This window comes from Streptomyces sp. NPDC056061 (assembly GCF_042266885.1).
In the GTDB taxonomy this organism is placed as follows: Bacteria; Actinomycetota; Actinomycetes; order Streptomycetales; family Streptomycetaceae; genus Streptomyces.
This window is the reverse complement of sequence record NZ_JBHJWQ010000001.1, coordinates 662,939-688,897: the sequence shown is the minus strand read 5'-3', so window position 1 is coordinate 688,897 and position 25,959 is coordinate 662,939. Positions and strand designations below refer to the sequence as shown.

The window sequence follows — 25,959 nt, the reverse complement described above, 5'->3', positions numbered from 1 at the left end:
ATCTCCGTAGACTTTCGGCACACACCGAAAGTTGGCGAGAAGGGCGCACATGTCGTTCCAGTTGCACCTCGACGAGAGCGACCTGCTCCGCTGCCGGTTCGCGCTGTCGCCGCTCGGCGAGACGCAGGCCGCCGTACGAGTGCTGGACCGGCCCGACATGCACGGGTACCACCTGCCGTGGCTGCGGCTGATCCGGGAGGCGGCGGCCGGGCTCGATCTGCGACCGCTGTGGCTGCTGATGCCCCGCAGCGGGCACAGCCCGGACTTCTTCAGCCCGCCGCCGTCCGGCCCGATGCCGTCCTTCGAGGAGGAGATCGCCGGGGTGCGGGCGCTCGATCCGGAACTCGCCCGCCAGGACCTCGCGCTGACGCTGGCGAACCGGCCGGAGGTACTGCACTCCCCCGCCGGACGGGCGATGCTCGCCGACCCCGCCCGGACCCTCCAGGACCTCGCCGACCTGCTGGAGCTCGCCTGGCGGGCGCTGATCGCACCGCACTGGCCGCGGCTGCGCGCCCTGCTGGAGGCGGACATCGCCTATCACTCGCGGCGGCTCGCGGCGGTCGGCTTCGAGCGGCTGCTCGGCGAGCTGAGCCCGCAGCTGAGTTGGTCGGCCTCGACGCTCACCATCGTCGGGGTCCAGGGTCGGCACAGCCGGGTGCTGGGCGGGCAGGGGCTCGTCCTGATCCCCAGCGTCTTCTGCTGGCCGGACGCGGTCAGCGGCTTCGAGCCGCCCTGGCAGCCGGCGATCGTGTACCCGGCGCGCGGGATCGGGGGGCTGTGGACGCGGTCCGCCGACCGTACCCCGCAGGCACTGGCCCGCCTGCTCGGCCGGGGGCGCGCCGAGATCCTGTACGCGCTCGACGAACCGGCCGGGACGAGCGCGCTCGCCGAGCGGCTGGGCTTCGCGCTCTCCTCCGTGTCGGAGCATCTGTCGGTGCTGCGCGCGGCGGGGCTGCTGACGTCTCGGCGGTACGGACACCAGGTGCTCTACGAGCGGACGCCGCTGGGCATCGCCCTGGCGGCGCCGGACGCACCGGGGGCGTGACGGACGAAACCCCCGGCGCCGTCGGCCGGCCGGGGGTTCCTGCGGTTCACCTATATGGGTGAGGGGTGGTCAGTCCGACTCCGCCAGGTACCGCTCGGCCGTCGCCACCTTGGAGGTCAGGCCGTCGGTGACGCCCGGCCGAATATCGGCCTTCAGCACCAGGGAGACGCGTCCGGCACGGGCCTCGACGGCGGCGACGGCGCGCTTGACGACGTCCTTCCCCAAGCTCTCGACTACCTTCGAGCAGGGGAGACCCCACCCTCGTCCCACTCCCCCTCGATGGAGGTGAACATGGCGTCCGTGCGGTTGGGCAGGCCGGACTCGCGCACGACCCGGACCGCGTCCGCGACGTACTCGCCGACGTACTCGCCGACCCCCAGCGGGCTCACCGAGAACGCGACGATCACGCGCCGACCACGCCCTCCCGGCGCGCCCGGGCGGCGATGACGCCGTCGGCCTCGTAGCGCTTGAGGAGCTTGTCCCCGTACAGGCCGCCGAACGGCAACAGCGCGAGCAGGAAGAAGAGTGCGACGCGCTTCAGCGGCCACTTGGTCTTGGACCAGACGTCCAGCAGCAGTACGGCGTAGATCACGAAGAGCACACCGTGCAGGATGCCGAGCGGCATCATCAGGAAGTCGATGTCCGAGACCCGGCTGAGCACCGAGCCGAAGATGATCAGCGCCGGGAAGGAGAGCGCCTCGGGGATCGAGATGAGGCGCAGCCGGTGCAGGGCGGTAGCGGTCTTGATGTCCACGAGGGCACCTTCGGTGGGAGGGTCGTGACGGCTTGTGAACGCGGGCACAAGCGCACCCCATTGTGGCATCGGCCCGAACGGCGCCCGGTGCCGGGGGCGTATGTATCCGGTCACGTTCCGCCCCCGTCCGGCCGGGCCCGGACGGGGGTCGTCCCGAGCCCGTCCCGGTCCTGTACCGGGTGTGCATCAAGGAGAGGTCCGGGGGCCGCTTCCGCCCCGGTGCCCTGTGCGGACCGGACATCTACGGATAGCGTCTGGCGGGTGGCGATGTTCCGACTCCAAGGCAGAACGCTGGCCGTCGACCTGAACGGCGATGCCGTCAGGGCGAAGAACGGCTCGATGGTCGCGTACGACGGCCGGATGACGTTCAAGAAGATGACCGGTGGCGGCGACGGTCTGCGCGGCATGGTGACGCGTCGGCTGACCGGGGAGCACATGGCGGTGATGCAGGTGTCCGGAAAGGGCACCTGCTACTTCGCCGACCGCGCGAGCGAGATCAGTCTCGTCCCGCTGTACGGCGACAAGCTCTACGTCGAGGCGAGCAATCTGCTCTGCACCGACGCGGGCCTGCGCACCGGCACCACCTTCACCGGCCTGCGCGGCGGGGCGAGCGGCAACGGGCTGTTCACCACCACCGTCGAGGGCACCGGCCAGGTGGCGATCATGTCGGACGGTTCGGCCGTGGCGCTGCGGGTCTCGCCGCAGTACCCGCTGTTCGTCGACCCCGGCGCCTATGTCGCCCATCAGGGCGATCTCCGGCAGCAGTTCCAGTCCGGGGTGAACTTCCGGACACTGATCGGCGAGGGGTCGGGCGAGGCGTTCCAGATCCGGTTCGAGGGCGAGGGGATCGTCTACGTCCAGCCCAGCGAGCGCAACACCCTCGGGGGCGATGTCTGATGCCGTTCCGCGAGATCAACGCGAAGATGGTCGAGGCGACGGTGGTTCCCGGCCAGAGGCTGTTCAGCCAGCGGGGCGCGATGCTCGCCTACCGCGGCGAGGTGTCGTTCACGCCGAACATCCTGGGCGGCCAGGGCGGTGTGATGTCGATGATCGGCCGACGGGTGGCCAACGAGGCGACGCCGCTGATGACGGTCGAGGGGAACGGCACGGTGATGTTCGGCCACGGCGGCCATCACATCCAGGTGATCGACCTGACCGGGGACACCCTGTACGTGGAGGCGGACCGGCTGCTCGCCTTCGACGGCTCGCTCCAGCAGTCCACGATGTTCATGGGCTCGCAGGGCGGCGTGATGGGGATGGTGCGCGGCCAGGTGACCGGTCAGGGGCTGTTCACCACCACGCTGACGGGGCACGGCTCGGTCGCCGTGATGGCCCACGGCGGGGTGATCGAGATGCCGATCGCCCCGGGGCACGAGGTGCACGTGGACCCGCAGGCGTACGTCGCCCACCGCGGCGACGTGCGCAACCGGCTCTCCGCCTCCGTCGGCTGGCGCGAGATGGTGGGGCGCGGCTCCGGCGAGGCGTTCCAGCTGGAGCTGAGCGGGAACGGCACGGTGTACGTCCAGGCATCGGAGGAGAAGCTGTGAGCACGCCCGTGGTCTTCGACGCGATGACGCTGCCGTCGGACGACAACGTCAACGCGTACACCTTCTGCGTGGAGCTGGCCGGGAGCCAGTGGCTGCTGCAGAAGGGCAAGATGATCGCCTACTACGGGCACATCCAGTTCGACGGCGTCGGCCACGGCCGGTTCGAGCACCTGCTGCGGACGAGCTTCCACTCGCCGTTGCACGCGGGCGAATGGGTGGTGGCCGAGGGCAGCGGCAAGATGCTGCTCGCGGACCGCGCCTTCGACGTGAACTCGTACGACCTCGACGACGGGAACCTGACGATCCGGGCGGGCAACCTGCTGGCGTTCCAGCCGTCGTTGGCGCTGAAGCAGTCGATCGTGCCGGGGTTCCTCACGCTGATCGGCACGGGGAAGTTCGTGGCGGCGTCCAACGGGCCCGTGGTGTTCATGGAGCCGCCGCTGCGGGTCGATCCGCAGGCGCTGGTGGGCTGGGCGGACTGCCCCTCGCCGTGCCATCACTACGACCACGGCTATCTGACCGGTGTGCTCGGCGGCCTGCGGTCGATGACCGGGATCGGCGGGACCTCGGGCGAGGAGCACCAGTTCGAGTTCGTCGGGGCGGGCACGGTCCTGCTCCAGTCGACCGAGACCCTGGTGCCCGAGCAGCAGCGGGGCGTGACGCCGCTGCAACCGGGCGTTCCGTGATACCACGGGTGCCCCGGGTGCCCCGGGTGCCGTGAGGGGCGTGTGCGACGTGGCCGGAAGTCGACGCGATCCCCGCCCCCGTCCGGTCAACTCGGCTCCTCGCGCCGTCCGGTCGGCGCAGGATCTCCGACATCGCTCCGGTTGGTGAGCGGTAGTCTGCGGAGTGTGACGTCGAACGTCTGCGCTTCGCTCCCGGGGCCGGACCCGGGCACGCGCCCGGCGTCACACCTCCCCACTTCGTCCGGCTTTCAACTTCTTAGGTAGAATCCATACATGGAGACCGAGACGGCCACCCGCTGGCTGAACGACGCGGAGCAATGCGCCTGGCGCACCCACCTGGACGTCAGCAGACTGCTGATGCACCAACTGGAGAAGGACCTCCAGCCGTTCGGCCTCACCAACAACGACTACGAGATCCTGGTCAACCTCTCGGAGTCGGAGGACCAGCGCATGCGGATGAGCGACCTCGCCACCGCGACGCTGCAGTCCAAGAGCAGGCTCTCGCACCAGATCACCCGCATGGAGAGCGCGGGCCTCGTCCGCCGCGAGAACTGCGAGTCCGACCGGCGCGGCCTGTACGCGGTGCTCACGGAGGAGGGCGCGGAGACGATGCGGAAGGTGGCACCGCACCACGTCGCCTCGGTGCGCAAGCACTTCATGGACCTGCTGACGCCGGAGTCCCTGGCGAATCTGCGCGCGGCGCTGGACCCGGTCGCCGAGCACCTGCGGGGGCGGCGCGGCAGGGCCTGACCCGCACCGCGGCGGCGACGGCCGTGCCCGCGAGGACGGCAGGCACCACGAGCTGGACGTGGACGCGAGGTCGGCGAAGGTCACGGCGGACCGGGACGGCGACGGCGACGGCGACGGCGACTGCGACTGCGACTGCGACTGCGACCACGGGAACGACCGGCACGACGACGGCGACTACGGGGACGACCGGCACGACCGGGACGACGGCTGAGAGCCTGCCGGGTGATCTCCGGTCGGGCGGCCGGAGGTGACGGCCCGGTGAGCAGCAGGGGGTGGACCGGGTTCAGGGCATGAAGGCCGACAGCACCGTCCCGTCCTCGAAGGACACGAACATGACGTTCCCGCGGGCGACGAACGAGGTGAGCGCCGGATCGGGCCCGTTCCCGCTCCGATCCGGCAGAGGCCATCCGGTCGGCGGTTCGCCCACGACATCCGGCTCGCCCTCGGCGGCCATGTCGACGGAGAGCACCTTCCTCTCGCCCACGACGAGGGCCTTGGAACCGGCCAGGACGGGTGTGCCGGTGATGTTCAGGTCAGGCGTCCCGGCGTCCTCGTACGTGGCCCAGTACTGCCGCCCGTCGGACAGACCGAACGCGTACGTCCGCGTCCCGCTGCTCACCACGACCTTGCCGTCGTCCGATACCGCGGGCGGGTGGGCGACGTCCACCCCGGCGGCGACCGACCGGCGGTTGCCGGGGTCCGTCGCATCGACGACCGTCAGGCCGTCCGGCCCGGAGCAGAGGAGCAGACTCCCCTTCAGGACCGGCCTGAGGCAGGTGACCTCACCTGCCTCGATGTCGCCCAGCCGACTGCCGTCCCCGCCCCGGAAGACGGTAACCCCGTCACCGGCCGCCACCAGCCGCCCGTCGGCGAAGGCCAGCGCGGCCCCGGCGGCCGGGTCGTCCCACTCCTCGTCCCACACGAGCCCGTGCGCGCCGGTGAGGCGACGGGCGAATACGTGGGCGGGGCCGGTGCCGTCGGACGCGGTCGCGTAGTACAGGACTCCGCCGGACTCGACGGAATCGGTCACCGGGCCGCCCTCGGGCAGCGGTTCCCGCCACCGCTCGGTGCCGTCGGTGAGACCGCGGGCGACCAGGGCGCCGTCCTCGAAGGCGTACACGGTGGATCCGGTGGCGGCGGCCACCGCGACCGGGCCGGCCTCCTCGCCGACCGGTTCGCCCTCCCAGCGCTTCCTCCCGTCGGCGGCGTCCAGCGCGGTGACGCGCCGCGGCCCGCCGCAGACCAGCGTGGCGTCCGCGAGGACGCACGGCGCCGGGCCGCCCTCGATCTCGGTCCGCCACGCCTTCCAGCCCGCCGGCCTGGCGGCGAGTTCCGTGGCGGCCGTACCGAAATCCCCGGTGCGACCGGCGTCCGCTCCGGGGACGACCACGGTTCCGGTCCGGGCGGCACCGGAGCCGCCCGCACCACCGCCGTCGCCGTTGCCGTTGCCGTCGCCGCCGTCGAGGAGGCCCGGCAGCAGGACCGTTCCCAGCGCCGCGCACACCGCCACCGCGACTGCCGCCACCCCGATCCGCAGCGCCCGCCGTCCGCCGCCCGGCGCGGCCACCGGCCCGCCGGGCGGCGCGACGAGAGTCGCGGGGTGCCGGGCCGGGGCGTCGAGAACCGTGGCGTCGTGGGCCGGGGCAACAAACGGTGCCGACGCCCGCGCGGCGGCCTGCGCCCCGGCCGCGTGCTCGTCGAGCAGCCCCCGTACCCCGTCCGTCCAGGGGAAGGCGCCCGGCGCCGTGACGGCGGCCCCCCGCCCCGGCAGCAGCAGGTCGGCGAGTTCCCGCGGCGTCGGCCGGTCCGCGGCCCCGGTGCGCAGACACGCCTCGATCACCCCGCGCAGCCGCGGCGGCACGCCGGACAGCTCGGCCTCGCCGCGCGCGATCCGGAAGATCACCGCCGCCATGTCCGAGTCGTCGAACGGTCCCCGTCCGGCCGCCGCGAAGGCGAGGACCGCCCCCAGGCAGAACACGTCGGACGCCGGAACGAGCGCGCGCGAGCCGTTGACGTGCTCGGGCGAGATGTAGCCGGGGCTGCCCACCACGACCCCGGTCCGGGTCAGCTGGGTCGCGTCGAATGCCTGGGCGATCCCGAAGTCGATCACCTTCGGGCCGTCCGCGCCGAGCAGCACGTTGCCCGGCTTGAGATCACGGTGGAGCACCCGCACGGCGTGCATGTCGGCGAGCGCGCGGGCGAGCCCGGCGCCCGTCTCGCGCACGACGTGCTCGGGCATCGGCCCGACGCGGGTCACCGCCTCGGCGAGCGAGGGGCCCGGCACGTACTCGGTCGCCAGCCAGGGCTGCGCGCCGCCCGCGTCGCCGCCGACTAGGGCCGCGGTGCGCGGGCTGCTGACGGCGCCCGCCGCGTCGATCTCCCGGCGGAAACGGATGCGGAAGCCGTCGTCGAGATCGAGGTCCGGGCGCACGGTCTTCAGCGCGACCAGCCCGGCGAACGGATCGGCCGCGCCCGCCGGGCGGGCCAGGTACACCTCGCCCATACCGCCCGCGCCCAGCAGGCCGAGCAGTTGGTACGGGCCGATCGTCCGGGCCCGGCCGGGCGGAAGCGGCTCGATCACGGTGCGGCTCCTCGGCCGGTCGTCGACGGTTTCATCGGGTCCACTCGCACTCGGGTCGCTCGTTCGGTCGGGTCGCTCGGCCCCGCCGGGCCGGACGGGGCACGGCGGTCACCCGGGGCGTTCGGTCGGCCGGTCCCGCCGGGCGGGCGGGGCACAGCAATCACCCGGGCAGGGGCACGGAGACGGTGGTGCCGTCGTCGTACACGACGTGGACGACGCCGCCGACGGGCAGCACCTGCGGGTCGAGCAGCTCCTTCTCCAGGTCGATGCCGTCGGGGACGGGGTCGTACGTCGGCGTCGGGCTCGGGCCGGGGGCGCCCGCCGGGCGCGTCCGGCCGAGGGACCCCAGGGTGCCGTCGGAGCCGATCGGGACCGTGTACAGGGTCGTGCTGTCCGCCCATATCAGCGTGTCGGCGACGATCATCGGGTCGGAGACCGGGTTGCTCATGCCCGGGGCCGTCTTCCCGCCGAGCGGGAACCTGCCGAGGGTCCGGCCGTCGTCCCGCCCCACGACGACGAGTTCGTCCGGCACGTCGGACGCGGAATCGCCACCCCGGCGCAGCGTGATCACCCGGTCGTCGAGTGCGGTCAGTCTCGCCCCGGCGGCCAGATCGCCGTCCAGCGGCACCCTCCCCCGGGCCTTGAGGGTCCCGGTCGCGTACCGCAGCACGATGGCATCGGTCCCGAAACCGGACGGGTCGTCGTTGCGGACGGAGGTGTCGCAGAAGGCCGAATCGCCCCGGACGCGCAGTGTCGCGCAGCCGCTGTTCGTCGGGTCGCCCGCGGACTGCACGGCCTCGCCCCCGGCCGTGCCCAGCAGGGTGCCGTCCTTGGGCCGGAACGCCTTCGGCGCGTCCTCGCCGATGGCGTACACCACCGAGCCGTCGGTGGCGACCGGCCAGAAGTTGCCCTTCTGGGCGTTGGAGATGGTCTGCGGGGCCAGCGGCTTCTCCCACTTCCGGGCGCCCGTGGCCAGGTCGTGGGCGGCCAGGGACGCACCGTCGGGGACGGCCGTGGTCGCGGCGAGGACCAGGCCGTCGAGGACGAGCGGCGCGCTGTCGAGGTCGTGCGCGCCGCCGGACGGGACCTCCCACCCGACCTTGCCGGTCTTCGCGTCCAGCGCCTGCAACCGGCCGCCCGCGGCGAGCAGCACGGTGTCGTCGTACACCGCGGGCCGGGTGGCGTCGGCCGGCATGAAGAACTGGCCGCGCGGCCCCCAGCCCGCGAAGCGCGAGCCCTGTCCGGTGTCCAGCGTCCACATCCGGTGGCCGTCGGCCGTCGACAGCGCCTCGTACGTGCCGTCGACGAGCCGGCAGACGAGCACCTCGCGCCCCGTGGCGCAACCGACCGGGGGCCGGGCGAACTTGGCCTTCCAGGATGCCTTCCACCCGGCCGGGCGGACATCGCGGCCGTACGGGACCGTGCCCGATCCGTCCGGGCCGCCGTTCTCGTCCACGCCCGCCACGATCCCGTCCGTCGCGGGCGCGGTCGTCCCACCGGGGGTGCTCCGGCTCTCGCGCCGGGCGAGGACGCCCCCGATGACCGCGCCCAGCACGACCAACGCGGCGAGCACCGCCACCGGGACACGGCGGGAACGGCGCCGGGGCGCGTCGCCGGGACCGGGTCCCCGGGTGGCCGCGACATGCAGACCGGGCGTGAAGTCGTTCCCCCGGGTGGGGAGTTGATGGGGAGCCGCGCGGACCCCGGTGGCGACCTCGGTGGGGGTGCGGCCGGGCAGCAGCGGTCCGTCGAGCGCGACGACCCGGGCCAGCTCGCGTTCGTGCTCGGCGATCTGACGCACCACCGGCTCCGGCCACCGCTCCCCGGCCCCGGCCGCCAGCCGCCCGGCGAGTTCCGCGGCGGTGGGGCGGGCGGCCGGGTCGGCCACCAGGCAGTCCGCCAGGACCGTCCGCAGCGCCTCGGGGACACCGTCGAGATCGGCCTCGACGTACTTGACCCGGTAGAGCACGGCCGCGACCGGCCCGTCCCCGAAGGGATCGCGGCCGGTGGCGGCGAAACACAGGACGGAGGCGAGGCAGAAGACGTCGGAGGCGGCGGCGACGCGTCCACCGCCCGCCACGTGTTCCGGCGACATGAAGGCGGGGCTGCCGACCATGCGGCCGGTGGTGGTGAGCGGGGTCGCGCCGACGTCCCGGGCGATCCCGAAGTCGATGAGGCGCGGCCCGTCGGCCGCGAGCATCACGTTGCCGGGCTTCACGTCGCGGTGGACGATCCCGGCCGCGTGGACGGCCGCCAGGGCGCGGGCGAGCCCGGCGCCGAGCAGCCGCACCTCGGCCTCGCCCATCGCCCCTCCCCCGCGCACGGCGGCGGACAGGGTGGGTCCCGCCACGTATCCGGTGGCGAGCCAGGGCACCTCGGCCTCGGCGTCCCCGTCGAGCAGCGGGGCGAGGTACGGGCCGGCGACGGACCGGGCGACGGTGATCTCGCGGCGGAAGCGGTCCCGGAAGCCGGGGTCCCCGGCCACGTCGCGGCGGACCGTCTTGACCGCGACCGGCACGCCGTCGCCGTCCCGCAGTCCGAGGAAGACCTCCCCCATCCCGCCCGCGCCGAGCCTGGCCCGTATCGCGTGGGGACCGATCCGTCCCGGCGAATCCTCGCGCAGCGGACCCAGCATGCGTCGCTCCCCCCGTCGGTACGCACGGAACACCGGTACGCACGGAGCGCCGCGGGCCCGTCGCGTGTGTCCGGCGGCAATCTTGCCACGGACACGACATCGGACGTGGTGTCGGGAGCGGCGGCGCGGACGCCCGTCGCGGCACCGGGCGACGGACCGGCGGCCACGACCGGCCGGATGCCCGCACCGGGGCCCGCACGCCTCCGTACCGGGCCCGCGCACCACCGCCGCGGAACGGCCGCGGATCGACGTCGCGAAACCGCCGGGCACTGCGGCGACGGCCGTCCGCACGTCGGCACACCGGCGCACCGGCGTCACCCGGGAGGGGCTGCGGCCGACCGGGCCGTGGCTCAGCTCTCGGTGAGGGAGGCCACCAGTTCGTCCGCCGCCGCGTACGGGTCGAGTCCCCCCGCGACGATGCGTTCGGCGAGCGCGCCGAGGTGGCGGTCGCCGTGCAGGTCGCCGATGCGCTCGCGCAGCCGCGTGACGGCGATGGTCTCGACCTCGCGGGCCGCGCGGGCCGTGCGCCGCTCGGCGAGGACCCCGCGCTCCTCCATCCATGCCCGGTGCTTCTCCAGGGCCTCGACGACCTCGTCGATGCCCTCGCCCCGGGCGGCGACGGTCTTCACGATCGGCGGCCGCCAGTCGCCGGGGCCGCGCGCCTCGCCGAGACCCAGCATGTGGTTGAGCTCGCGCGCGGTGGCGTCCGCGCCGTCCCGGTCGGCCTTGTTGACCACGTACACGTCGCCGATCTCCAGGATTCCGGCCTTCGCCGCCTGGATGCCGTCGCCCATGCCCGGCGCCAGCAGGACGACGGAGGTGTCGGCCTGGGAGGCGATCTCCACCTCCGACTGGCCCACGCCGACCGTCTCCACCAGGATCACGTCGCAGCCCGCCGCGTCCAGCACCCGGATCGCCTGCGGCGCCGACCAGGCGAGCCCGCCCAGATGCCCGCGGGTGGCCATGGAGCGGATGTAGACGCCCGGGTCGGAGGCGTGCTCCGACATCCGCACGCGGTCGCCGAGCAGCGCCCCGCCGGAGAACGGCGAGGACGGGTCGACGGCCAGGACGCCGACCCGCCTGCCCGCCTTGCGGTACGCCGAGACCAACGCCGACGTCGACGTGGACTTGCCGACGCCGGGCGAGCCGGTCAGGCCGACGACGTACGCGTTGCCCGTCAGCGGCGCCAGGGCCGCCATCACCTCGCGCAGTTGCGGCGATGCCCCCTCCACCAGGGAGATGAGCCGGGCCACGGCCCTGGGCCGGCCGGCTCGTGCCTGCTCGACCAGGGTGGGGACGTCCACCATCACCGCTCCGTTCACTCGCTGTGTGCTCCACGTGTACGACGTACGGCCCGTCCGGGCCGTTCCCGCTCGCGGCCCCGGGCCTTTCCCGCTCGCGGGCCGCGAGCGGGAAGGTACCGAGAGGGCCCGGGGACTACTTCGGGACGCGGATGATCAGCGCGTCGCCCTGGCCGCCGCCGCCGCACAGCGCCGCCGCCCCGGTGCCGCCGCCGCGCCGCTTGAGCTCCAGTGCCAGGTGCAGCACCAGACGGGCGCCGGACATGCCGATCGGGTGGCCGAGCGCGATGGCGCCGCCGTTGACGTTCACCTTCTCCGAGGTGACGCCCAGGTCCTTCATCGACTGGACCGCGACCGCCGCGAACGCCTCGTTGATCTCGATCAGGTCGAGGTCCCCAACCTGGATGCCCTCCTTCTTCACGGCGTGCGCGATCGCGTTGGAGGGCTGCGACTGGAGCGAGTTGTCCGGGCCCGCCACGTTGCCGTGGGCGCCGATCTCGGCGATCCAGTCCAGGCCCAGTTCCTCGGCCTTGGTCCTGCTCATCACGACGACCGCGGCGGCGCCGTCGGAGATCTGCGAGGAGGTGCCCGCGGTGATCGTGCCGTCCTTGGCGAAGGCCGGGCGCAGCTTGCCGAGGGACTCGGTGGTGGTCTCCGGCCGGATGCCCTCGTCCTTCGCGAAGAGGACCGGGTCGCCCTTGCGCTGCGGGATCTCCACCGGGGTGATCTCGGCCTCGAAGATCCCGTTCTTCTGGGCGGCGGCGGCGCGCTGGTGGGAGAGCGCGCCGATCTCGTCCTGGTCGGCGCGGGTCAGGCCCAGGCGGGTGTTGTGGATCTCGGTGGACTCGCCCATCGGGATGTTCTCGTAGGCGTCGGTGAGGCCGTCGTGGGCCATCGAGTCGAGCATCTCGATGGCGCCGTACTTGTGGCCCTCCCGGGACTTCGGGAGCAGGTGCGGGGCGTTCGTCATGGACTCCTGGCCGCCGGCGACGACGACGTCGAACTCGCCGGCCCGGATCAGCTGGTCGGCGAGCGCGATCGCGTCGAGCCCGGACAGGCACACCTTGTTGACGGTGAGCGCCGGGACGTTCATCGGGATGCCGGCCTTGACCGCGGCCTGGCGCGCCGGGATCTGGCCCGCCCCGGCCTGGAGCACCTGCCCCATGATCACGTAGTCGACCTGGTCGCCGCCGATGCCCGCCCGGTCCAGCGCCGCCTTGATGGCGAAACCGCCGAGTTCGGCCGCGGAGAAGCTCTTCAGCGAGCCGAGGAGACGACCCATGGGCGTCCGCGCGCCCGCGACGATCACTGAGGTGTTACCAGTCGTTCCTGACATGAGGCGCAGCCCCTTGGGATGAGGTGTGAACGAGGGTTTACTCGAATGTACTGAGCGGTACCCCGCCCGTCATCCGGCGGCGAGTGTGATCGCGCGCACGTTGCGTAACCATCGGCGGAGCGCTGCACTTGTTCCATGCTGACGCGAATCGACCACATCGGGATCGCCTGTTCCGACCTCGACAGGACCGTCGAGTTCTACCGCTCGACCTACGGGTTCGAGGTCTTCCACACCGAGATCAACGAGGAGCAGGGCGTACGCGAGGCCATGCTCAAGATCAACGATACGTCCGACGGCGGCGCTTCCTACCTCCAGTTGCTGCAACCGATCCGCGAGGACTCGCCCGTCGGGAAGTGGCTGGCGAAGAACGGGGAGGGCGTCCATCACATCGCCTTCGGCACCGCGGACGTCGACGCGGACGCGGCGGACATCCGGGGGAAGGGGGTCCGGGTGCTGTACGACGAGCCCAGGACCGGGTCCATGGGGTCCAGGATCACCTTCCTGCACCCCAAGGACTGCCACGGCGTGCTCACCGAACTGGTCACGTCCGCAGCGGAGCACTGACCTCCGCATACCTGGCCCGGTAGAGTGGGCAATTCCGGGCCGGGGCCGGGTCGGGGTCGTGCCGCGTCCCCAGCCGTTGATCTGTCACCATTCCCCGGGGGACCGTTCACCGGCGAACGGTACTCGTTGGAGAGTTGCGACCAGGGTTGGGGTCTCCCCTGCTCGAACAACGTTGAGAGCTCGGGGAAGGATGGGACCGCGCAGTGCGGGGCTACGAACGCCAGGAGAGCCACCGAGCTGACGACGACCATCTCTCGCGGTTCGAAGCCGAAATGGAGCGGCTGAAGACCGACCGGGAGAAGGCCGTACAGCACGCCGAGGACCTCGGTTACCAGGTCGAGGTCTTGCGCGCCAAGCTGCACGAGGCTCGGCGCAATCTCGCGAGCCGTCCCGCCTACGACAGCGCGGACATCGGCTACCAGGCCGAGCAGATGCTCCGCAACGCGCAGATCCAGGCCGAGCAGCTGCGCACGGACGCCGAACGGGAACTGCGCGAGGCCCGTGCGCAGACGCAGCGGATTCTCCAGGAGCACGCCGAGCACCAGGCGCGGCTCCAGGCGGAGCTGCACAACGAGGCGGTCCAGCGGCGTCAGCAGCTCGACCAGGAACTCGCCGAGCGCCGCCGCACCGTCGAGTCGCACGTCAACGAGAACGTCGCCTGGGCCGAGCAGCTCAGGGCCCGGACGGAGTCCCAGGCACGGCGGCTGCTGGAGGAGTCCCGGGCCGAGGCCGAACAGGCCCTCGCGACGGCGCGGACGGAGGCCGGCAGGCTCGCGGAGGAGACCCGGCAGCGGATGGGCTCCGAGGCCGAGACGGCCCGGGCCGAGGCCGAGTCGATCCTGCTGCGCGCCCGCAAGGACGCCGAGCGGATGCTGGACACCGCCTCCACGCAGGCGCAGGAGGCCACCAGCCACGCCGAACGGCTGCGCTCGACGGCGACCGCCGAGACCGAGCAGACACGGCAGCAGACCGCCGAACTGAACCGGCTCGCCGAGCAGCGCATGCAGGAGGCCGAGACCCGGCTGCGCGAGGCCCGGCTGGAGGCCGAGAAGGTCTCCGCGGAGGCGAAGGAGGACGCCGTCAAGCGGCTGGCCGCCGCCGAGTCGGAGAACGAACAGCGCACCCGTACCGCACGGTCGGAGATCGCCCGCCTCGTCGGCGAGGCGACCAAGGAGGCCGAGGCCCTCAAGGCGGAGGCCGAGCAGGCGCTCGTCGATTCCCGCGCCGAGGCGGAGCGGCTGAAGTCGGAGGCCGCCGAGAAGGCCCGGTCGGCCGCCGCCGAGGACGCCGCAGCACAGCTCGCCAAGGCCGCCAGGTCCGCCGAGGAGGTGCTGACCAAGGCATCCGAGGACGCGCGGTCCACCACCAGGACGGCGAGCGAGGAGGCCGAGCGGATCCGCCGCGAGGCGGAGGCCGAGGCCGACCGGCTGCGCGGCGAGGCCGCCGAGCAGGCCGACCAGCTCAAGGGCGCGGCCAAGGACGACACCAAGGAGTACCGGGCCAAGACGGTCGAGCTCCAGGAGGAGGCGCGCAGGCTGCGCGGCGAGGCCGAGCAGCTGCGTTCCGACGCCGTCGCCGAGGGCGAGCGGATCCGGGGCGAGGCCCGGCGCGAGGCCGTCCAGCAGATCGAGGAGGGCGCGAAGACCGCCGAGGAGCTGCTGGCGAAGGCGAAGGGCGACGCGGAGGAGCTGCGCACCACCGCGAGCACGGAGAGCGAGCGGGTCCGTACGGAGGCCGCCGAGCGGGCCGCCGCGCTGCGCAAGCAGGCCGAGGAGGCCCTGGAGCGCGCCCGTGCCGAGGCCGAGCAGCTGCGCGCCGAGGCCGAGGAGCAGGCCGAGGCCGCCACCACCGCGGCGGAGCGGTCGGCGGCGGAGCTGCGCGAGAAGACCGAGGGCGCGGTCGCGGCCCGGCAGGCCGAGGCCGCCGAGGAACTGACCCGACTGCACACCGAGGCGGAGACCAAGGTCACCACCGCCGAGCAGACGCTCACGGACGCCCGCGCCGAGGCGGAGCGCATCCGTCGCGAGACGAACGAGGAGTCCGAGCGGCTGCGCACGGAGGCGGCCGAGCGGCTGCGGACGCTGCGCGAGCAGGCGGAGGCCGAGACGGAGCGGCTGCGCGAGGAGGCCGCCGCGGACGCCTCGCAGTCGCGGGCGGAGGGCGAGGCCACCGCCGTACGGCTGCGCACCGAGGCCGCCACCGAGGCGGAGCGGCTCAAGACCGAGGCGCAGGAGACCGCCGACCGGCTGCGGTCCGAGGCCGCGGCCGCCGCGGAACGGGTGGCCGCCGAGGCCGCCGAGGCGCTGGAGGCCGCACGCGAGGAGGCGAACCGGCGGCGCCGGGAGGCCGAGGAGACCCTCGGCTCGGCGCGCGCCGAGGCCAACCAGGAGCGCGAGCGGGCCCGCGAGCAGAGCGAGGAGCTCCTCGCCTCCGCCCGCAAGCGGGTCGAGGAGGCGCAGACCGAGGCGCAGCGCCTGGTCGAGGAGGCGGACGGCCGGGCCACCGAGCTGGTCGCCGCCGCCGAGCAGGCCGCGCAGAAGGTGCGGGACTCGGTGAGCGGCCTCCAGGAGCAGGCCGAGGAGGAGATCGCCGGGCTGCGGTCGGCCGCCGAGCACGCCGCGGAGCGGACGAAGTCCGAGGCGCAGGAGGAGGCGGACCGGGTCCGCACCGACGCGTACGCGGAGCGCGACCGGGCCGGGGAGGACGGGGCCCGGATCCGCCGGGAGGCCCAGGAGGAGTCCGAGGCCGCGAAGGCGATGGCCGAGCGGACGGTCGCGGAAGCGATCGCCGAGTCGGAGCGGCTGCGCGCGGACGCCGCGGAGTACAGCCAGCGGATGCGCACCGAGGCGTCGGACTCGCTGGCGTCGGCCGAGCAGGACGCGGCGCGCAGCCGCGCCGAGGCCCGCGAGGACGCCAACCGGATGCGGTCCGAGGCCGCGGCGCAGGCCGACCGGCTGGTGGGCGAGGCCACGAGCGAGGCCGAGCGCGTCGGCACCGAGTCGACGCAGCGGGCCACCCAGCTCGTCGAGGACGCGACACAGCAGGCGGGACGGCTCGTCGAGGAGTCGACGCAGCGGGCCACCCAGCTCGTCGAGGACGCGACGCAGCAGGCGAAGGCGCTGTCCGACGAGGCGAGCCGGCGGGCCGCCCGGACGACGGGCGAGGCCGCGGACGAGGCCGAACGGCTGCGGGCGGAGGCGGCCGCCACCGTCGCGTCGGCACAGGAGCACGCGGCCCGCACCCACGAGGAGTCGGAGCGGGTCCGCACCGAGGCGGAGGCCGCGGCCGAGCAGATGCGCGCCCAGGCCCGTCAGGAGGCCGATCGGCTGCTCGACGAGGCGCGAGAGGCGGCGGCGAAGCGCCGCGCAGACGCCGCCGAACAGGCGGACCAGCTCGTCGCCAAGGCCCAGGAGGAGGCGCTGCGGGCCGCCACCGAGGCGGAGAAACAGGCCGACATCATGGTCGGCGCGGCGCGCAAGGAGGCCGTGCGGATCACGTCGGAGGCCACCGTCGAGGGCAACTCCCTGGTGGAGCACGCCCGTACGGATGCCGACGAACTCCTGGTCGGCGCGCGCCGGGACGCCACGGCCATCCGGGAACGGGCCGAGGAGCTCAGGGCCCGGATCGAGGGCGAGATCGAGGAACTGCACGAACGCGCCCGGCGGGAGACCGCCGAGCAGATGAAGACGGCGGGCGAACGTGTCGACAAGCTGATGAAGGCGGCGACCGAGCAGCGCGACGATGCCGAGGCGAAGGCCAAGGAGCTGCTGGCGAACGCCAATTCGGAGGCGAGCAAGGTCCGGATCGCCGCGGTGAAGCGGGCCGAGTCGCTGCTGAAGGAGGCCGAGCAGAAGAAGGCCACGCTGGTCCGCGAGGCCGAGAAGCTGCGGGCCGACGCCGCTGCCGAGGCGAAGCGTACGGTGGACGAGGGCAAACGCGAACTCGACCTGCTGGTGCGCCGGCGCGCGGACATCAACACCGAGATCTCCCGCGTCCAGGACGTGCTGGAGGCCCTGGAGTCGTTCGAGACGCCGTCGAACGGCAAGGGCTCGGGCGGTGGTTCCGGCAACGGCGTCAAGGCCGGGGCGGCGGCGGGTACTCGGTCGAGTGGCAAGTCGTCCGAGAAGTAGCGTTACGTCATGTCCGCGTCCAGGTAGGGAGGTTCAACCCTCCGAGTAGCAAGAGTTACCCGGGGCGGCCACTCAAAAGGGGTGTCATTCTCCAGACCAAACAGGCATCCACTCGATGACACGCCGTTCCGGCCCCTAGGATTCCCCCTAACACCTCACCGGTCTCATTCGACAGGAACCCCATGAGCGACCCTTCCTCCCCCTTCGGCTTCGAGCTCGTGCGACGTGGATACGACCGCGGTCAGGTGGATGACCGCATTACCAAGCTCGTCGCCGATCGTGATAATGCCCTCGCCCGCATCACGTCTCTGGAAAAGCGCATCGAGGAACTCCACCTCGAAACGCAGAACGCCCAGGCGCAGGTGAACGACGCCGAACCGTCGTACGCCGGTCTCGGTGCGCGTGTGGAGAAGATTCTCCGCCTGGCCGAGGAGGAGGCGAAGGACCTGCGCGAGGAGGCCCGTCGCGCCGCCGAGCAGCACCGCGAGCTCGCCGAGTCGGCCGCCCAGCAGGTGCGCAACGACGCCGAGGCGTTCGCCGCCGAGCGCAAGGCGAAGGCCGAGGACGAGGGCGTGCGCATCGTCGAGAAGGCCAAGGGGGAGGCCGGCTCGCTGCGCACCGAGGCCCAGAAGGACGCCGCCCAGAAGCGCGAGGAGGCGGACGCCCTCTTCGAGGAGACCCGCGCCAAGGCCGCCCAGGCCGCCGCGGACTTCGAGACCAACCTGGCCAAGCGCCGCGACCAGTCGGAGCGCGACCTCGCGTCCCGTCAGGCCAAGGCCGAGAAGCGCCTCGCCGAGATCGAGCACCGCGCCGAGCAGCTCCGCCTGGAGGCGGAGAAGCTCCGTACGGACGCCGAGCGCCGGGCCCGTCAGACGGTCGAGACCGCGCAGCGCCAGTCCGAGGACATCGTGGCCGACGCGAATGCCAAGGCCGACCGGATCCGCAGCGAATCGGAGCGCGAGCTGGCGGCGCTCACCAACCGCCGCGACTCGATCAACGCCCAGCTGACCAACGTCCGCGAGATGCTGGCGACGCTGACGGGTGCCGCGGTCGCCGCCGCCGGTGCCCCCGCCGACGACGAGTCCGCGACCCGCGGCGTCCCGGCTCAGCAGACGCGCTGACCCGTAGCGTCGAAGCCGTTCCGCTTCCACGCCCCGACGCGCCCGGCTCCACCTCTGTGGTGGCGCCGGGCGCGTGGCCGTTCTAGCGTGAACTCATGATCGAGCTCGATGGCCTCACCAAGCGCTTCGGGAACAAGGTCGCCGTGGACCGGCTCTCCTTCCGTGTCCGCCCCGGGATGGTGACGGGGTTTCTGGGCCCGAACGGGGCCGGCAAATCCACCACGATGCGGATGATGCTCGATCTCGACAACCCGACCAGCGGTTCCGTGCGCATCGACGGCAGGCACTACCGCGAGCTCGACGAACCCCTGAAGTACATCGGCGCGTTGCTGGACGCGAAATCGATGCACGGCGGGCGCAGCGCGTACAACAACCTGCTCTGCCTCGCCCAGAGCAACCGCATCCCGGCGAGCCGCGTCGCCCAGGTGCTGGACACCGTCGGTCTGACGGCGGTCGCCCGGAAGAAGTCGAAGGGGTTCTCCCTCGGCATGGGCCAGCGGCTGGGCATCGCGGCGGCCCTGCTCGGCGACCCGCGGGTGCTGCTCTTCGACGAACCGGTCAACGGGCTCGACCCCGAGGGCATCCACTGGATCCGCACCATGATGAAGGCGCTCGCCGCCGAGGGCCGGACGATCTTCGTCTCGTCCCATCTGATGAGCGAAATGGCACTGACCGCGGACCATTTGATCGTGATCGGACAAGGCCGGCTGCTCGCCGACACCTCGATGGCCGACTTCATCCAGCAGAACTCCCGCAGCTATGTGCGGCTGCGCTCCCCGGAGCACGAACGGCTGCGCGACGTGCTGCACGCGGAGGGGCTGGTCGTGGTGGAGGCGGGCGGCGGCACGCTGGAGATCGACGGCGCCACCAGCGAGGGTCTGGGCGAGCTCGCCGCCCGGCACCGGATCGTGCTGCACGAGCTGAGCTCGCAGCGGGCCTCCCTGGAGGAAGCGTTCATGCAGATGACGGCGGATTCGGTGGAGTACCACGCGCACGCGGAGGTCGGCGGGGCACCACCACCGTCGGCGGGGCCGCGCTGGGGCGAGCAGTACGACCGGCGGTCCGGTGCGCCGGATCCCGGCGGCACCCCCGGCACCACCACGGACATCACGGGCACCACCGGCAAGGGAGTGTGAGGGCGATGTCATCGGTACCCGCGGCCCTGACCTCGGAATGGACCAAGATCCGTACGGTCTCGTCGACCGTCTGGACCCTGATCTGCGCGTTCGGCGTCACCGTGCTGATGAGCGCGGCGCTCTGCGCCCTGATGAACGCCCAGTTCGACGACCTGCCGCCGATGGAGCACGCCACCTTCGACCCGACCTTCGTCAGCTTCTCCGGCATGGTCCTGGGCCAGTTGGCCATGGTCGTCTTCGGCGTGCTGGTGGTCGGCACGGAGTACAGCTCGGGCATGATCCGCACCTCGCTCGCGGCAGTGCCCCGGCGCGGCACGTTCCTCTTCAGCAAGATCGCGGTGGCCGGTGCGCTGGCCCTGGCGGTCGGCCTCGTCACCGGCTTCGTCTCGTTCTTCCTCGGACAGGCCCTGCTCGGCGCCCACCGCACGGACATCGGCGCACCGCATGTCCTGCGCGCGGTGGTCGGCGCCGGCCTCTACATGGGCCTGATCGGGATCTTCTCGATGGGTGTGGCGACGATGCTGCGCAGCTCCATGCTGTCGCTGGGCATCCTGATGCCGTTCTTCTTCCTGGTGTCCCAGATCCTGTCGGTGGTGCCGGGCGCGAAGAAGGTCGCCCAGTACTTCCCCGACCGGGCCGGGTCCAAGATCATGCAGGTGGTGCCCGACGCGATGAACAGCGGGCAGAGCCCGTACGGGCCGTGGGGCGGGCTCGGCATCCTGGTGGCGTGGGTGGTGGCCGCGCTGCTCGGCGGCTACCTCGTCCTGAAGAAGCGCGACGCGTGAACCCCGCCGGACCCGGGCGGCGGAACGAAGGGGCGTACCCGCCCCGAGGAACGCGCGAGGCGTGACCCCCCTCGCCCCGGGAGCGCGGCACCTCGACGGCGCGGCGCACCGGCGGCACGGCACGGGCACGGCGCGGGCACGGCGAGCGCCGACGACGCCCCGCACGCCCCGTCACGACGGCGACGCGCTGCGGAACGGCTTGGCACCCGCCGTCAAGGGCTCGATATCCTCGTACCTCTTACGGGGGTGTGCGGCCGGACGGCCCGGCCCCGACGACGTACAAGAGTCGATGGGGCTGAAGCATGATCGAGGCAGTCGGCCTGACCAAGCGCTACGGCGCGAGGACGGCCGTGCACAACCTTTCCTTCCAGGTACGGCCGGGCACTGTCACCGGATTCCTCGGTCCCAACGGGTCGGGCAAGTCCACCACCATGCGCATGATCCTGGGCCTGGACCAACCGACGTCCGGCCATGTCACGATCGGCGGCCACCCCTTCCGACTCCTGCCGAACGCCCCGCGACTGGTGGGCGCGCTGCTGGACGCGAAGGCGGTGCACGGCGGACGCAGCGCCCGCAACCACCTCCTCTCGCTCGCCCAGCTGGCCGGCATCCCGGCCGCCCGGGTCGACGAGGTGCTCGGCGTCGTCGGCCTGCACGAAGTCGCCCGGATGCGGACCAAGGGGTTCTCGCTCGGCATGGGCCAGCGGCTCGGCATCGCGGCGGCCCTGCTCGGCGACCCCCAGGTGCTGCTCTTCGACGAACCGGTCAACGGGCTCGACCCCGAGGGCATCCTCTGGGTCCGCAACCTGATGAAGACGCTGGCGGCGGAGGGCCGTACGGTCTTCGTCTCCAGCCACCTGATGAGCGAGATGGCGCTCACCGCCGAGCATCTGATCGTGATCGGCCGCGGGCAGCTGCTCGCCGACATGAGCGTCGAGGACTTCATCGCCGCCAACTCGGCGGGCTTCGCCCGGGTGCGGATCGCGGACGGCGCGCCGGAGCTGCGGGAGAAGCTCACCGCCGCACTGACCGAGGCGGGCGGCCAGGTCCTGCCGGAGCCGGACGGGGCGCTGCGGGTCACCGGCCTGACCCTGCCGCGGATCAGCGACCTGGCCCACGGGGCGGACATCCGCCTGTGGGAGCTCTCGCCGCACCGGGCGTCCCTGGAGGAGGCATACATGCGGATGACGCAGAGTGCCGTGGACTACCGCTCGACGGAGGACCAGAAGGCCGGGCTCCAGCAGCCCGTGCCCGGCGGGGAGGAGCCGCCACCGGTCCCCGAGATGCCGCAGCAGAACTGGTACGCCCCGCCGCCGCCCGGAAGGGACCGGAACGCGGCGGACGCGATCACGCCCGCAGACCTGACCAAGAGCGAGACCAGCGAGGACGCCCGATGACGACACCGCCGACCCCGCAGGCATCGGACCGGCGGCAGCCGTCGGCCGCCGGGCAGGACCGGCCGGCCGCGCCGGGCGAACTGCTCTACGCCTCCCCCATCCCGGTGCGCCCCGCCACCTTCACCGACGCGCTCGCCGCCGAATGGACCAAGATCCGCTCGGTGCGCTCCACCATGTGGACACTCGGCGTCATGGTCGTCCTGGTGCTCGGCATCGGTGTGCTGCTGAGCATCACGCTGAGTCTGACCCAGACCCGGATGATCGAGGTCCCGGAGCTCAGCTTCGGCTTCTTCGGGGTGCTCCTGGGCTCGCTCTGCGTGATCACGCTCGGCGTGCTGACCGTCACGTCCGAGTACGGCACCGGCCTGATCCGCACGACGCTGACGGCCTGCCCCGACCGTTCCCGGGTGCTGACGGCCAAGGCGGTCGTCTTCTTCCTGCTCACCTTCACCGTCACCACGGTGACGACCGCGATGGTCGGTGCCGTGCAGAGCGCGATGCTGGACGGCGTGGCGGCCGACGGGAACGACTGGCTGCGCGCCACGGTCGGCGTCGGCCTCTACCTCGCGACGCTGGGGCTGCTCTCGCTCGCCGTCGGCGCGCTGGTCCGGCATTCCGCCGGGGCCGTCACGATCATGATCGGCGTGGTGCTGCTGCCGCTCGTGCTGGGCATCTTCATGTTCGCGGACTCCCTGCTCGGCCTCCAGCGCGCGCTGTTCATTTACTCGATCCCCAGCCAGCTCAGCGTCTTCTACGACGCCTCGGTCACCAACTCCGGTCCGACCGGCTGGGACCCGTTGTGGATCATGATCGGGGTGACGGCCGTGGTCATGGCCGTCGCCTACGCAATGCTGAACCGCCGGGACGTGTGACCCGGGCGGCCGCCGACGGTTCGTCCCCGGAGGCCGTCCGGCCGGTGGGGAGCTCAGTACCGAGGGGCGTTCCTGGACCGCTGCACCTGTGTGGTGCGGCGGTCCTTCGCGTTCCAGCATGCCTTGTGCCAGTGCCTGCGGTCGTCGACCCCGCCGTACTCGGACCAGGCCACCAGGTGCGGAACGCCGGGCGGGATCTCCTGGTCGCAGCCGGGGCAGCGGTACCGCTTGCCGGCCGCGCTCGCGCCGCTCACGGGGCGGACCGACCACTCCTCCCCGCGCCACTCCTCGGTGCGTCCGCCGCCGCCGTACCGGTCCCCCGGCTCCGCTGCTCGCTCGTGAACACTCTCGCCGCCTCGGGGGCGGTTGCGGCGCGGGGACACAGGACACCTCACAGACAGACCGGGCAGTTCCCGTCCAGGGTAGGGCCATTCGGCCGATCGGTGCGTGCCGCAGAGTACGGGAACGGCGCCTCCGACGGAGTGAGTTACCGGAAAATCGCACCACCCTGACGGCAGACCGTGCCCTTGGCACGTGTCAGACGTTGTTGCCCGTAGGGGAAACCGCGTAGGCCGCAAGGAGGCAATTGGCGATGCGCGTGGGAACGTTCGTACTGGCAGCCCAGTTTCCGGGGCAGGCTCCGGAGGAGGCGTTGTATCGCGCGATCCGGTCCGCCGAGGTCGCGGAGGAGTCGGGGCTCGACTCGGTCTGGCTGGCGGAGCACCACTTCGTGCCGTACGGGGTCTGCCCGTCCGCCGTCACTCTGGCCGCGCTGCTGCTCGGCCGCACCCGGCGGATCCGGGTCGGCACGGCGGTCAGCGTGCTGCCGACCCAGCACCCGGTCGCGCTCGGCGAGCAGGCGGCGTTGCTCCATCTGACCAGCGGCGGCCGTTTCACGCTCGGCGTCGGCCGGGGCGGGCCCTGGGTGGACCTGGAGGTGTTCGGGGGCGGCCTGGAGGCGTACGAGAACGCCTTCCCGGAGTCGCTGGAACTGCTGCTCGACTGGCTGACCCGGGCGCGGGTCGCCGGGAAGGGCCCGCGGTACGACTTCCGCGAGGTCGCGGTGGTCCCCCGCGCGGACGAACCGCCGGCCGGGGACGCGGGCGACGGGCCCTGCGGCCCCGAGGTGGTCGTCGCGTGCACCTCGCCGAAGACGGTGCGGCTCGCCGCGGCGAACGGCCTGCCGATGCTCCTGGGAATGCACTGCGGGGACGAGGAGAAGGCGGAGATGATCACCCTGTGGCGCTCCGCCGCCCTCGCGGCCGGCCGTTCGCCCGAGAGCGTCCGGGCGGCCGGGCACGTGTCCGCGGGCGTGGTGCAGATCGCCGACCGCCCCGAGGAGGCGGTGGAGACCCTCGTCAAGGCGATGCCCGGCTGGCTGCGGCAGGGTCTGGACGCCCATGTGACGGTCGACGGCCGGCACCGGATGATGCGCGACCCGGTCGCCTACACGGAACTGCTCTGCGGCCTTCATCCGGTGGGTCCGCCCCGGCTCGCGGCGGACCGGCTCGCCGCGACCGCCGAGCGGACGGGCATCACCCGCTTCGCGCTCCTGGCGGAGGGTTCGGGGGATCTGGCGGCCACGGAGGAGAACGTGGCGCGACTGGGCACCGAGGTCCTGCCGCTCCTCGCCTGAGACCTGGGAAGGGACCGGCGCGGGGAGTCCGCCGGGCGTGCGGGGCCGCGGGACGCGACCACGGCCGTTGCAGGTGCCGGGCCGCAGCTCCGGAGCCGATCGCGCCTCCCCGGTCCGGAACAGCGGTGGCGTTCGGGGGCTGTTCGGCGGATCACGACCGAACAGCCCGCGATCCGCCGAACAGGTTTCAGCAGTCCCGGAGTTCGGGCGACTGATTGAGCAACTGCCCCCTCACCGAGGTGAATCGGGCCAGCCGCTCGTCCGACGAGGCATCGAGCGGGAACACGGCGACGCGGTGGCAGTTCTGGAAGGCCAGACGCACCCCGAAGTGCCGCTGCAGGGCACCGCGAATCGCATCACTCGCGAGGGCGCGCAGCAGCTGGCCACGGGCCTGCTCGTCCGGCGGGGGCGTCTGGTTGTCGGCGAACTCTCCGCCGTCGACCTTCAACTGGGCCACCAGCGAGCTGATCATCTCCCAGGCGTAGGGCAGGGAGGTCCGGACGCAGTCGACGAAATCCGCTTCGTCGACTTCGCCTCGCTCGGCCTGTTCCAACAGCGCCGGTGAGACGTCGAGCGACATGGGTTCTCCTCTCGCGACCCCGACGCCGGGCCGGGGCCTTACGGGCAGGGCAGGAGGACGGCGACGCGGCGTGCACGCACGGCGACCTCCTGATTACACGGTAAGGGTGCGGTCCATACGGCACCAGGAGATTGGGAACACAACCGGCCATCGGCGAAGCCGAGCAAAGAGGGGCAAGACCGAAAACGTCCGGTTCGGTCCGTGCCCGGGGGTCGAGGGCCGCGGGGGGAGAATCGCGTGGAACACCCGTCGTCGAGTAGCGTTGCCGACCATGCGTCTCGTCATCGCCCGCTGTTCCGTGGACTACGCCGGCCGGCTCACCGCCCACCTGCCCTCCGCCCCCCGCCTGATCCTGGTCAAGGCGGACGGGAGCGTGTCGATCCACGCCGACGACCGGGCGTACAAACCGCTCAACTGGATGTCGCCGCCCTGCACCCTCAAGGAGGGCGCCGACGACACCGCGGGCGTCTGGACCGTGGTGAACAAGGCGGGCGAGAAACTGATCATCACGATGGAGGAGATCCTCCACGACTCGTCCCACGAGCTGGGTGTCGACCCGGGTCTCATCAAGGACGGCGTCGAAGCGCATCTGCAGGAACTCCTCGCGGACCGGATCGAGACACTCGGCGAGGGCTACACCCTGATCCGCCGCGAGTACTTCACCGCGATCGGACCGGTCGACATCCTCTGCCGGGACGCGGACGGGGGGACCGTGGCCGTGGAGCTGAAGCGGCGGGGCGACATCGACGGCGTGGAGCAGCTGACCCGCTATCTGGAACTGCTCAACCGCGACCCGCACCTCGCCCCCGTCAAGGGCGTCTTCGCGGCGCAGGAGATCAAGCCGCAGGCCCGGGTACTGGCGACCGACCGCGGTATCGACTGCGTGGTCCTCGACTACGACGCGCTGCGCGGCATCGAGGACGACAAGCTCCGCCTGTTCTGAGCTCTCCCCTCCCCCTCCCTGTTTCCCGCGTCCTTCCGGACGCCGAACGGCGGACGCCGGACACCCACGAGGTGTCCGGCGTCCGCCGTTCCGGGGTCGCACGGCATCCGGCCCACGGCCCCCGGCCGCTTCGCGGCGTTGCGGGGCCGACCGCGCCCTC

Annotated in this window: 21 protein-coding genes and 2 pseudogenes; 15 read left to right on the top strand and 8 right to left on the bottom strand. The window is 72.6% G+C overall.

What is annotated here, in order from left to right; all coding sequences use genetic code 11:
• The first annotated feature begins 49 nt into the window (after positions 1 to 49).
• Positions 50 to 1,045 carry a DUF5937 family protein gene (locus ACFC79_RS02995; RefSeq protein WP_376234343.1) on the top strand — a complete coding sequence of 332 codons (996 nt, stop codon included), beginning with the start codon at positions 50 to 52 and terminating at the stop codon, positions 1,043 to 1,045.
• Positions 1,046 to 1,114: 69 nt separating this feature from the next.
• On the opposite strand, the pseudogene ACFC79_RS02990 reads toward ACFC79_RS02995, so the two are convergent.
• Together ACFC79_RS02990 and ACFC79_RS02985 are read right to left on the bottom strand one after the other, a co-directional pair.
• A pseudogene (locus tag ACFC79_RS02990) lies at positions 1,115 to 1,452 on the bottom strand (MTH1187 family thiamine-binding protein).
• The gene (locus ACFC79_RS02985) at positions 1,449 to 1,799 is read right to left on the bottom strand and encodes a DUF3817 domain-containing protein (RefSeq protein ID WP_376234340.1); all 351 of its coding nucleotides are present in this window, start codon (positions 1,797 to 1,799) and stop codon (positions 1,449 to 1,451) included. Before ACFC79_RS02985 ends, ACFC79_RS02990 begins: the two are co-directional and overlap by 4 nt.
• 267 nt (positions 1,800 to 2,066) lie before the next feature.
• On the opposite strand from ACFC79_RS02985, the gene ACFC79_RS02980 reads away from it, so the two are divergent.
• From ACFC79_RS02980 to ACFC79_RS02960, 5 genes and pseudogenes are all read left to right on the top strand, one after another.
• A complete protein-coding gene (locus ACFC79_RS02980) occupies positions 2,067 to 2,696 on the top strand; it encodes an AIM24 family protein (RefSeq protein ID WP_376234906.1) in 630 nt (209 codons plus the stop codon).
• Entirely contained in the window at positions 2,696 to 3,346 is a 651-nt protein-coding gene (locus ACFC79_RS02975; RefSeq protein WP_376234338.1) for an AIM24 family protein, read from the top strand. Before ACFC79_RS02980 ends, ACFC79_RS02975 begins: the two co-directional genes overlap by 1 nt.
• Positions 3,343 to 4,029, top strand: a pseudogene (locus tag ACFC79_RS02970) (AIM24 family protein); the annotation flags it as partial. The gene ACFC79_RS02975 and the pseudogene ACFC79_RS02970, both read left to right, overlap by 4 nt.
• A 276-nt stretch (positions 4,030 to 4,305) precedes the next feature.
• A complete protein-coding gene (locus tag ACFC79_RS02965; RefSeq protein ID WP_376234336.1) occupies positions 4,306 to 4,782 on the top strand; it encodes a MarR family winged helix-turn-helix transcriptional regulator in 477 nt (158 codons plus the stop codon).
• A gap of 58 nt (positions 4,783 to 4,840) precedes the next feature.
• Entirely contained in the window at positions 4,841 to 4,993 is a 153-nt protein-coding gene (locus ACFC79_RS02960) for a hypothetical protein (protein WP_376234334.1), read from the top strand.
• A gap of 72 nt (positions 4,994 to 5,065) precedes the next feature.
• On the opposite strand, the gene ACFC79_RS02955 is transcribed toward ACFC79_RS02960, so the two are convergent.
• The 4 genes from ACFC79_RS02955 to ACFC79_RS02940 form a co-directional block, all read right to left on the bottom strand.
• Positions 5,066 to 7,363, bottom strand: a complete 2,298-nt coding sequence (locus ACFC79_RS02955) for a protein kinase (RefSeq protein ID WP_376234331.1) — start codon at positions 7,361 to 7,363, stop codon at positions 5,066 to 5,068.
• A 160-nt stretch (positions 7,364 to 7,523) separates the two neighbouring features.
• Positions 7,524 to 9,998 carry a protein kinase gene (locus ACFC79_RS02950; protein WP_376234328.1) on the bottom strand — a complete coding sequence of 825 codons (2,475 nt, stop codon included), beginning with the start codon at positions 9,996 to 9,998 and terminating at the stop codon, positions 7,524 to 7,526.
• Between the two features lie 350 nt (positions 9,999 to 10,348).
• Complete coding sequence (gene meaB / locus ACFC79_RS02945) at positions 10,349 to 11,305, bottom strand: methylmalonyl Co-A mutase-associated GTPase MeaB (protein ID WP_376234326.1); 957 nt, start codon at positions 11,303 to 11,305, stop codon at positions 10,349 to 10,351.
• A gap of 130 nt (positions 11,306 to 11,435) precedes the next feature.
• Positions 11,436 to 12,635, bottom strand: coding sequence for an acetyl-CoA C-acetyltransferase (locus ACFC79_RS02940; protein WP_376234323.1), 1,200 nt, complete (start codon positions 12,633 to 12,635; stop codon positions 11,436 to 11,438).
• A 135-nt stretch (positions 12,636 to 12,770) separates the two neighbouring features.
• Here ACFC79_RS02940 and mce point away from each other — a divergent pair, with 135 nt between their 5' ends.
• The 7 genes from mce to ACFC79_RS02905 all read left to right on the top strand — a co-directional run bounded on the left by mce (position 12,771) and on the right by ACFC79_RS02905 (position 22,640).
• Positions 12,771 to 13,199 carry a methylmalonyl-CoA epimerase gene (gene mce / locus ACFC79_RS02935; RefSeq protein ID WP_376234321.1) on the top strand — a complete coding sequence of 143 codons (429 nt, stop codon included), beginning with the start codon at positions 12,771 to 12,773 and terminating at the stop codon, positions 13,197 to 13,199.
• Positions 13,200 to 13,402: 203 nt separating this feature from the next.
• Positions 13,403 to 17,329, top strand: a complete 3,927-nt coding sequence (gene scy / locus ACFC79_RS02930; RefSeq protein ID WP_376234319.1) for a polarized growth protein Scy — start codon at positions 13,403 to 13,405, stop codon at positions 17,327 to 17,329.
• A gap of 182 nt (positions 17,330 to 17,511) precedes the next feature.
• The gene (locus tag ACFC79_RS02925) at positions 17,512 to 18,450 is read left to right on the top strand and encodes a cellulose-binding protein (RefSeq protein ID WP_376234317.1); all 939 of its coding nucleotides are present in this window, start codon (positions 17,512 to 17,514) and stop codon (positions 18,448 to 18,450) included.
• Positions 18,451 to 18,545: 95 nt separating this feature from the next.
• Positions 18,546 to 19,586 (top strand): ATP-binding cassette domain-containing protein, encoded by a 1,041-nt coding sequence (locus ACFC79_RS02920; RefSeq protein ID WP_376234315.1) that lies wholly within the window; start codon positions 18,546 to 18,548, stop codon positions 19,584 to 19,586.
• Between the two features lie 5 nt (positions 19,587 to 19,591).
• Entirely contained in the window at positions 19,592 to 20,371 is a 780-nt protein-coding gene (locus ACFC79_RS02915; RefSeq protein ID WP_376234312.1) for an ABC transporter permease, read from the top strand.
• 302 nt (positions 20,372 to 20,673) lie between these two features.
• Positions 20,674 to 21,768 (top strand): ABC transporter ATP-binding protein, encoded by a 1,095-nt coding sequence (locus ACFC79_RS02910; RefSeq protein WP_376234310.1) that lies wholly within the window; start codon positions 20,674 to 20,676, stop codon positions 21,766 to 21,768.
• The gene (locus tag ACFC79_RS02905) at positions 21,765 to 22,640 is read left to right on the top strand and encodes an ABC transporter permease subunit (protein ID WP_376234307.1); all 876 of its coding nucleotides are present in this window, start codon (positions 21,765 to 21,767) and stop codon (positions 22,638 to 22,640) included. Before ACFC79_RS02910 ends, ACFC79_RS02905 begins: the two co-directional genes overlap by 4 nt.
• Before the next feature lie 53 nt (positions 22,641 to 22,693).
• Here the strand turns inward: ACFC79_RS02905 and ACFC79_RS02900 are convergent, their stop codons facing one another.
• Positions 22,694 to 23,023 carry an ATP/GTP-binding protein gene (locus tag ACFC79_RS02900; protein ID WP_376234304.1) on the bottom strand — a complete coding sequence of 110 codons (330 nt, stop codon included), beginning with the start codon at positions 23,021 to 23,023 and terminating at the stop codon, positions 22,694 to 22,696.
• Between the two features lie 209 nt (positions 23,024 to 23,232).
• Here ACFC79_RS02900 and ACFC79_RS02895 point away from each other — a divergent pair, with 209 nt between their 5' ends.
• The gene (locus ACFC79_RS02895) at positions 23,233 to 24,276 is read left to right on the top strand and encodes an LLM class flavin-dependent oxidoreductase (RefSeq protein WP_376234302.1); all 1,044 of its coding nucleotides are present in this window, start codon (positions 23,233 to 23,235) and stop codon (positions 24,274 to 24,276) included.
• Between the two features lie 187 nt (positions 24,277 to 24,463).
• On the opposite strand, the gene ACFC79_RS02890 is transcribed toward ACFC79_RS02895, so the two are convergent.
• Positions 24,464 to 24,856 carry an SCO5389 family protein gene (locus ACFC79_RS02890; protein ID WP_365238713.1) on the bottom strand — a complete coding sequence of 131 codons (393 nt, stop codon included), beginning with the start codon at positions 24,854 to 24,856 and terminating at the stop codon, positions 24,464 to 24,466.
• A gap of 271 nt (positions 24,857 to 25,127) precedes the next feature.
• On the opposite strand from ACFC79_RS02890, the gene nucS reads away from it, so the two are divergent.
• Positions 25,128 to 25,799: an endonuclease NucS gene (gene nucS / locus ACFC79_RS02885; protein ID WP_376234299.1), complete on the top strand. Its 672-nt coding sequence runs from the start codon at positions 25,128 to 25,130 to the stop codon at positions 25,797 to 25,799.
• Positions 25,800 to 25,959 lie beyond the last annotated feature (160 nt).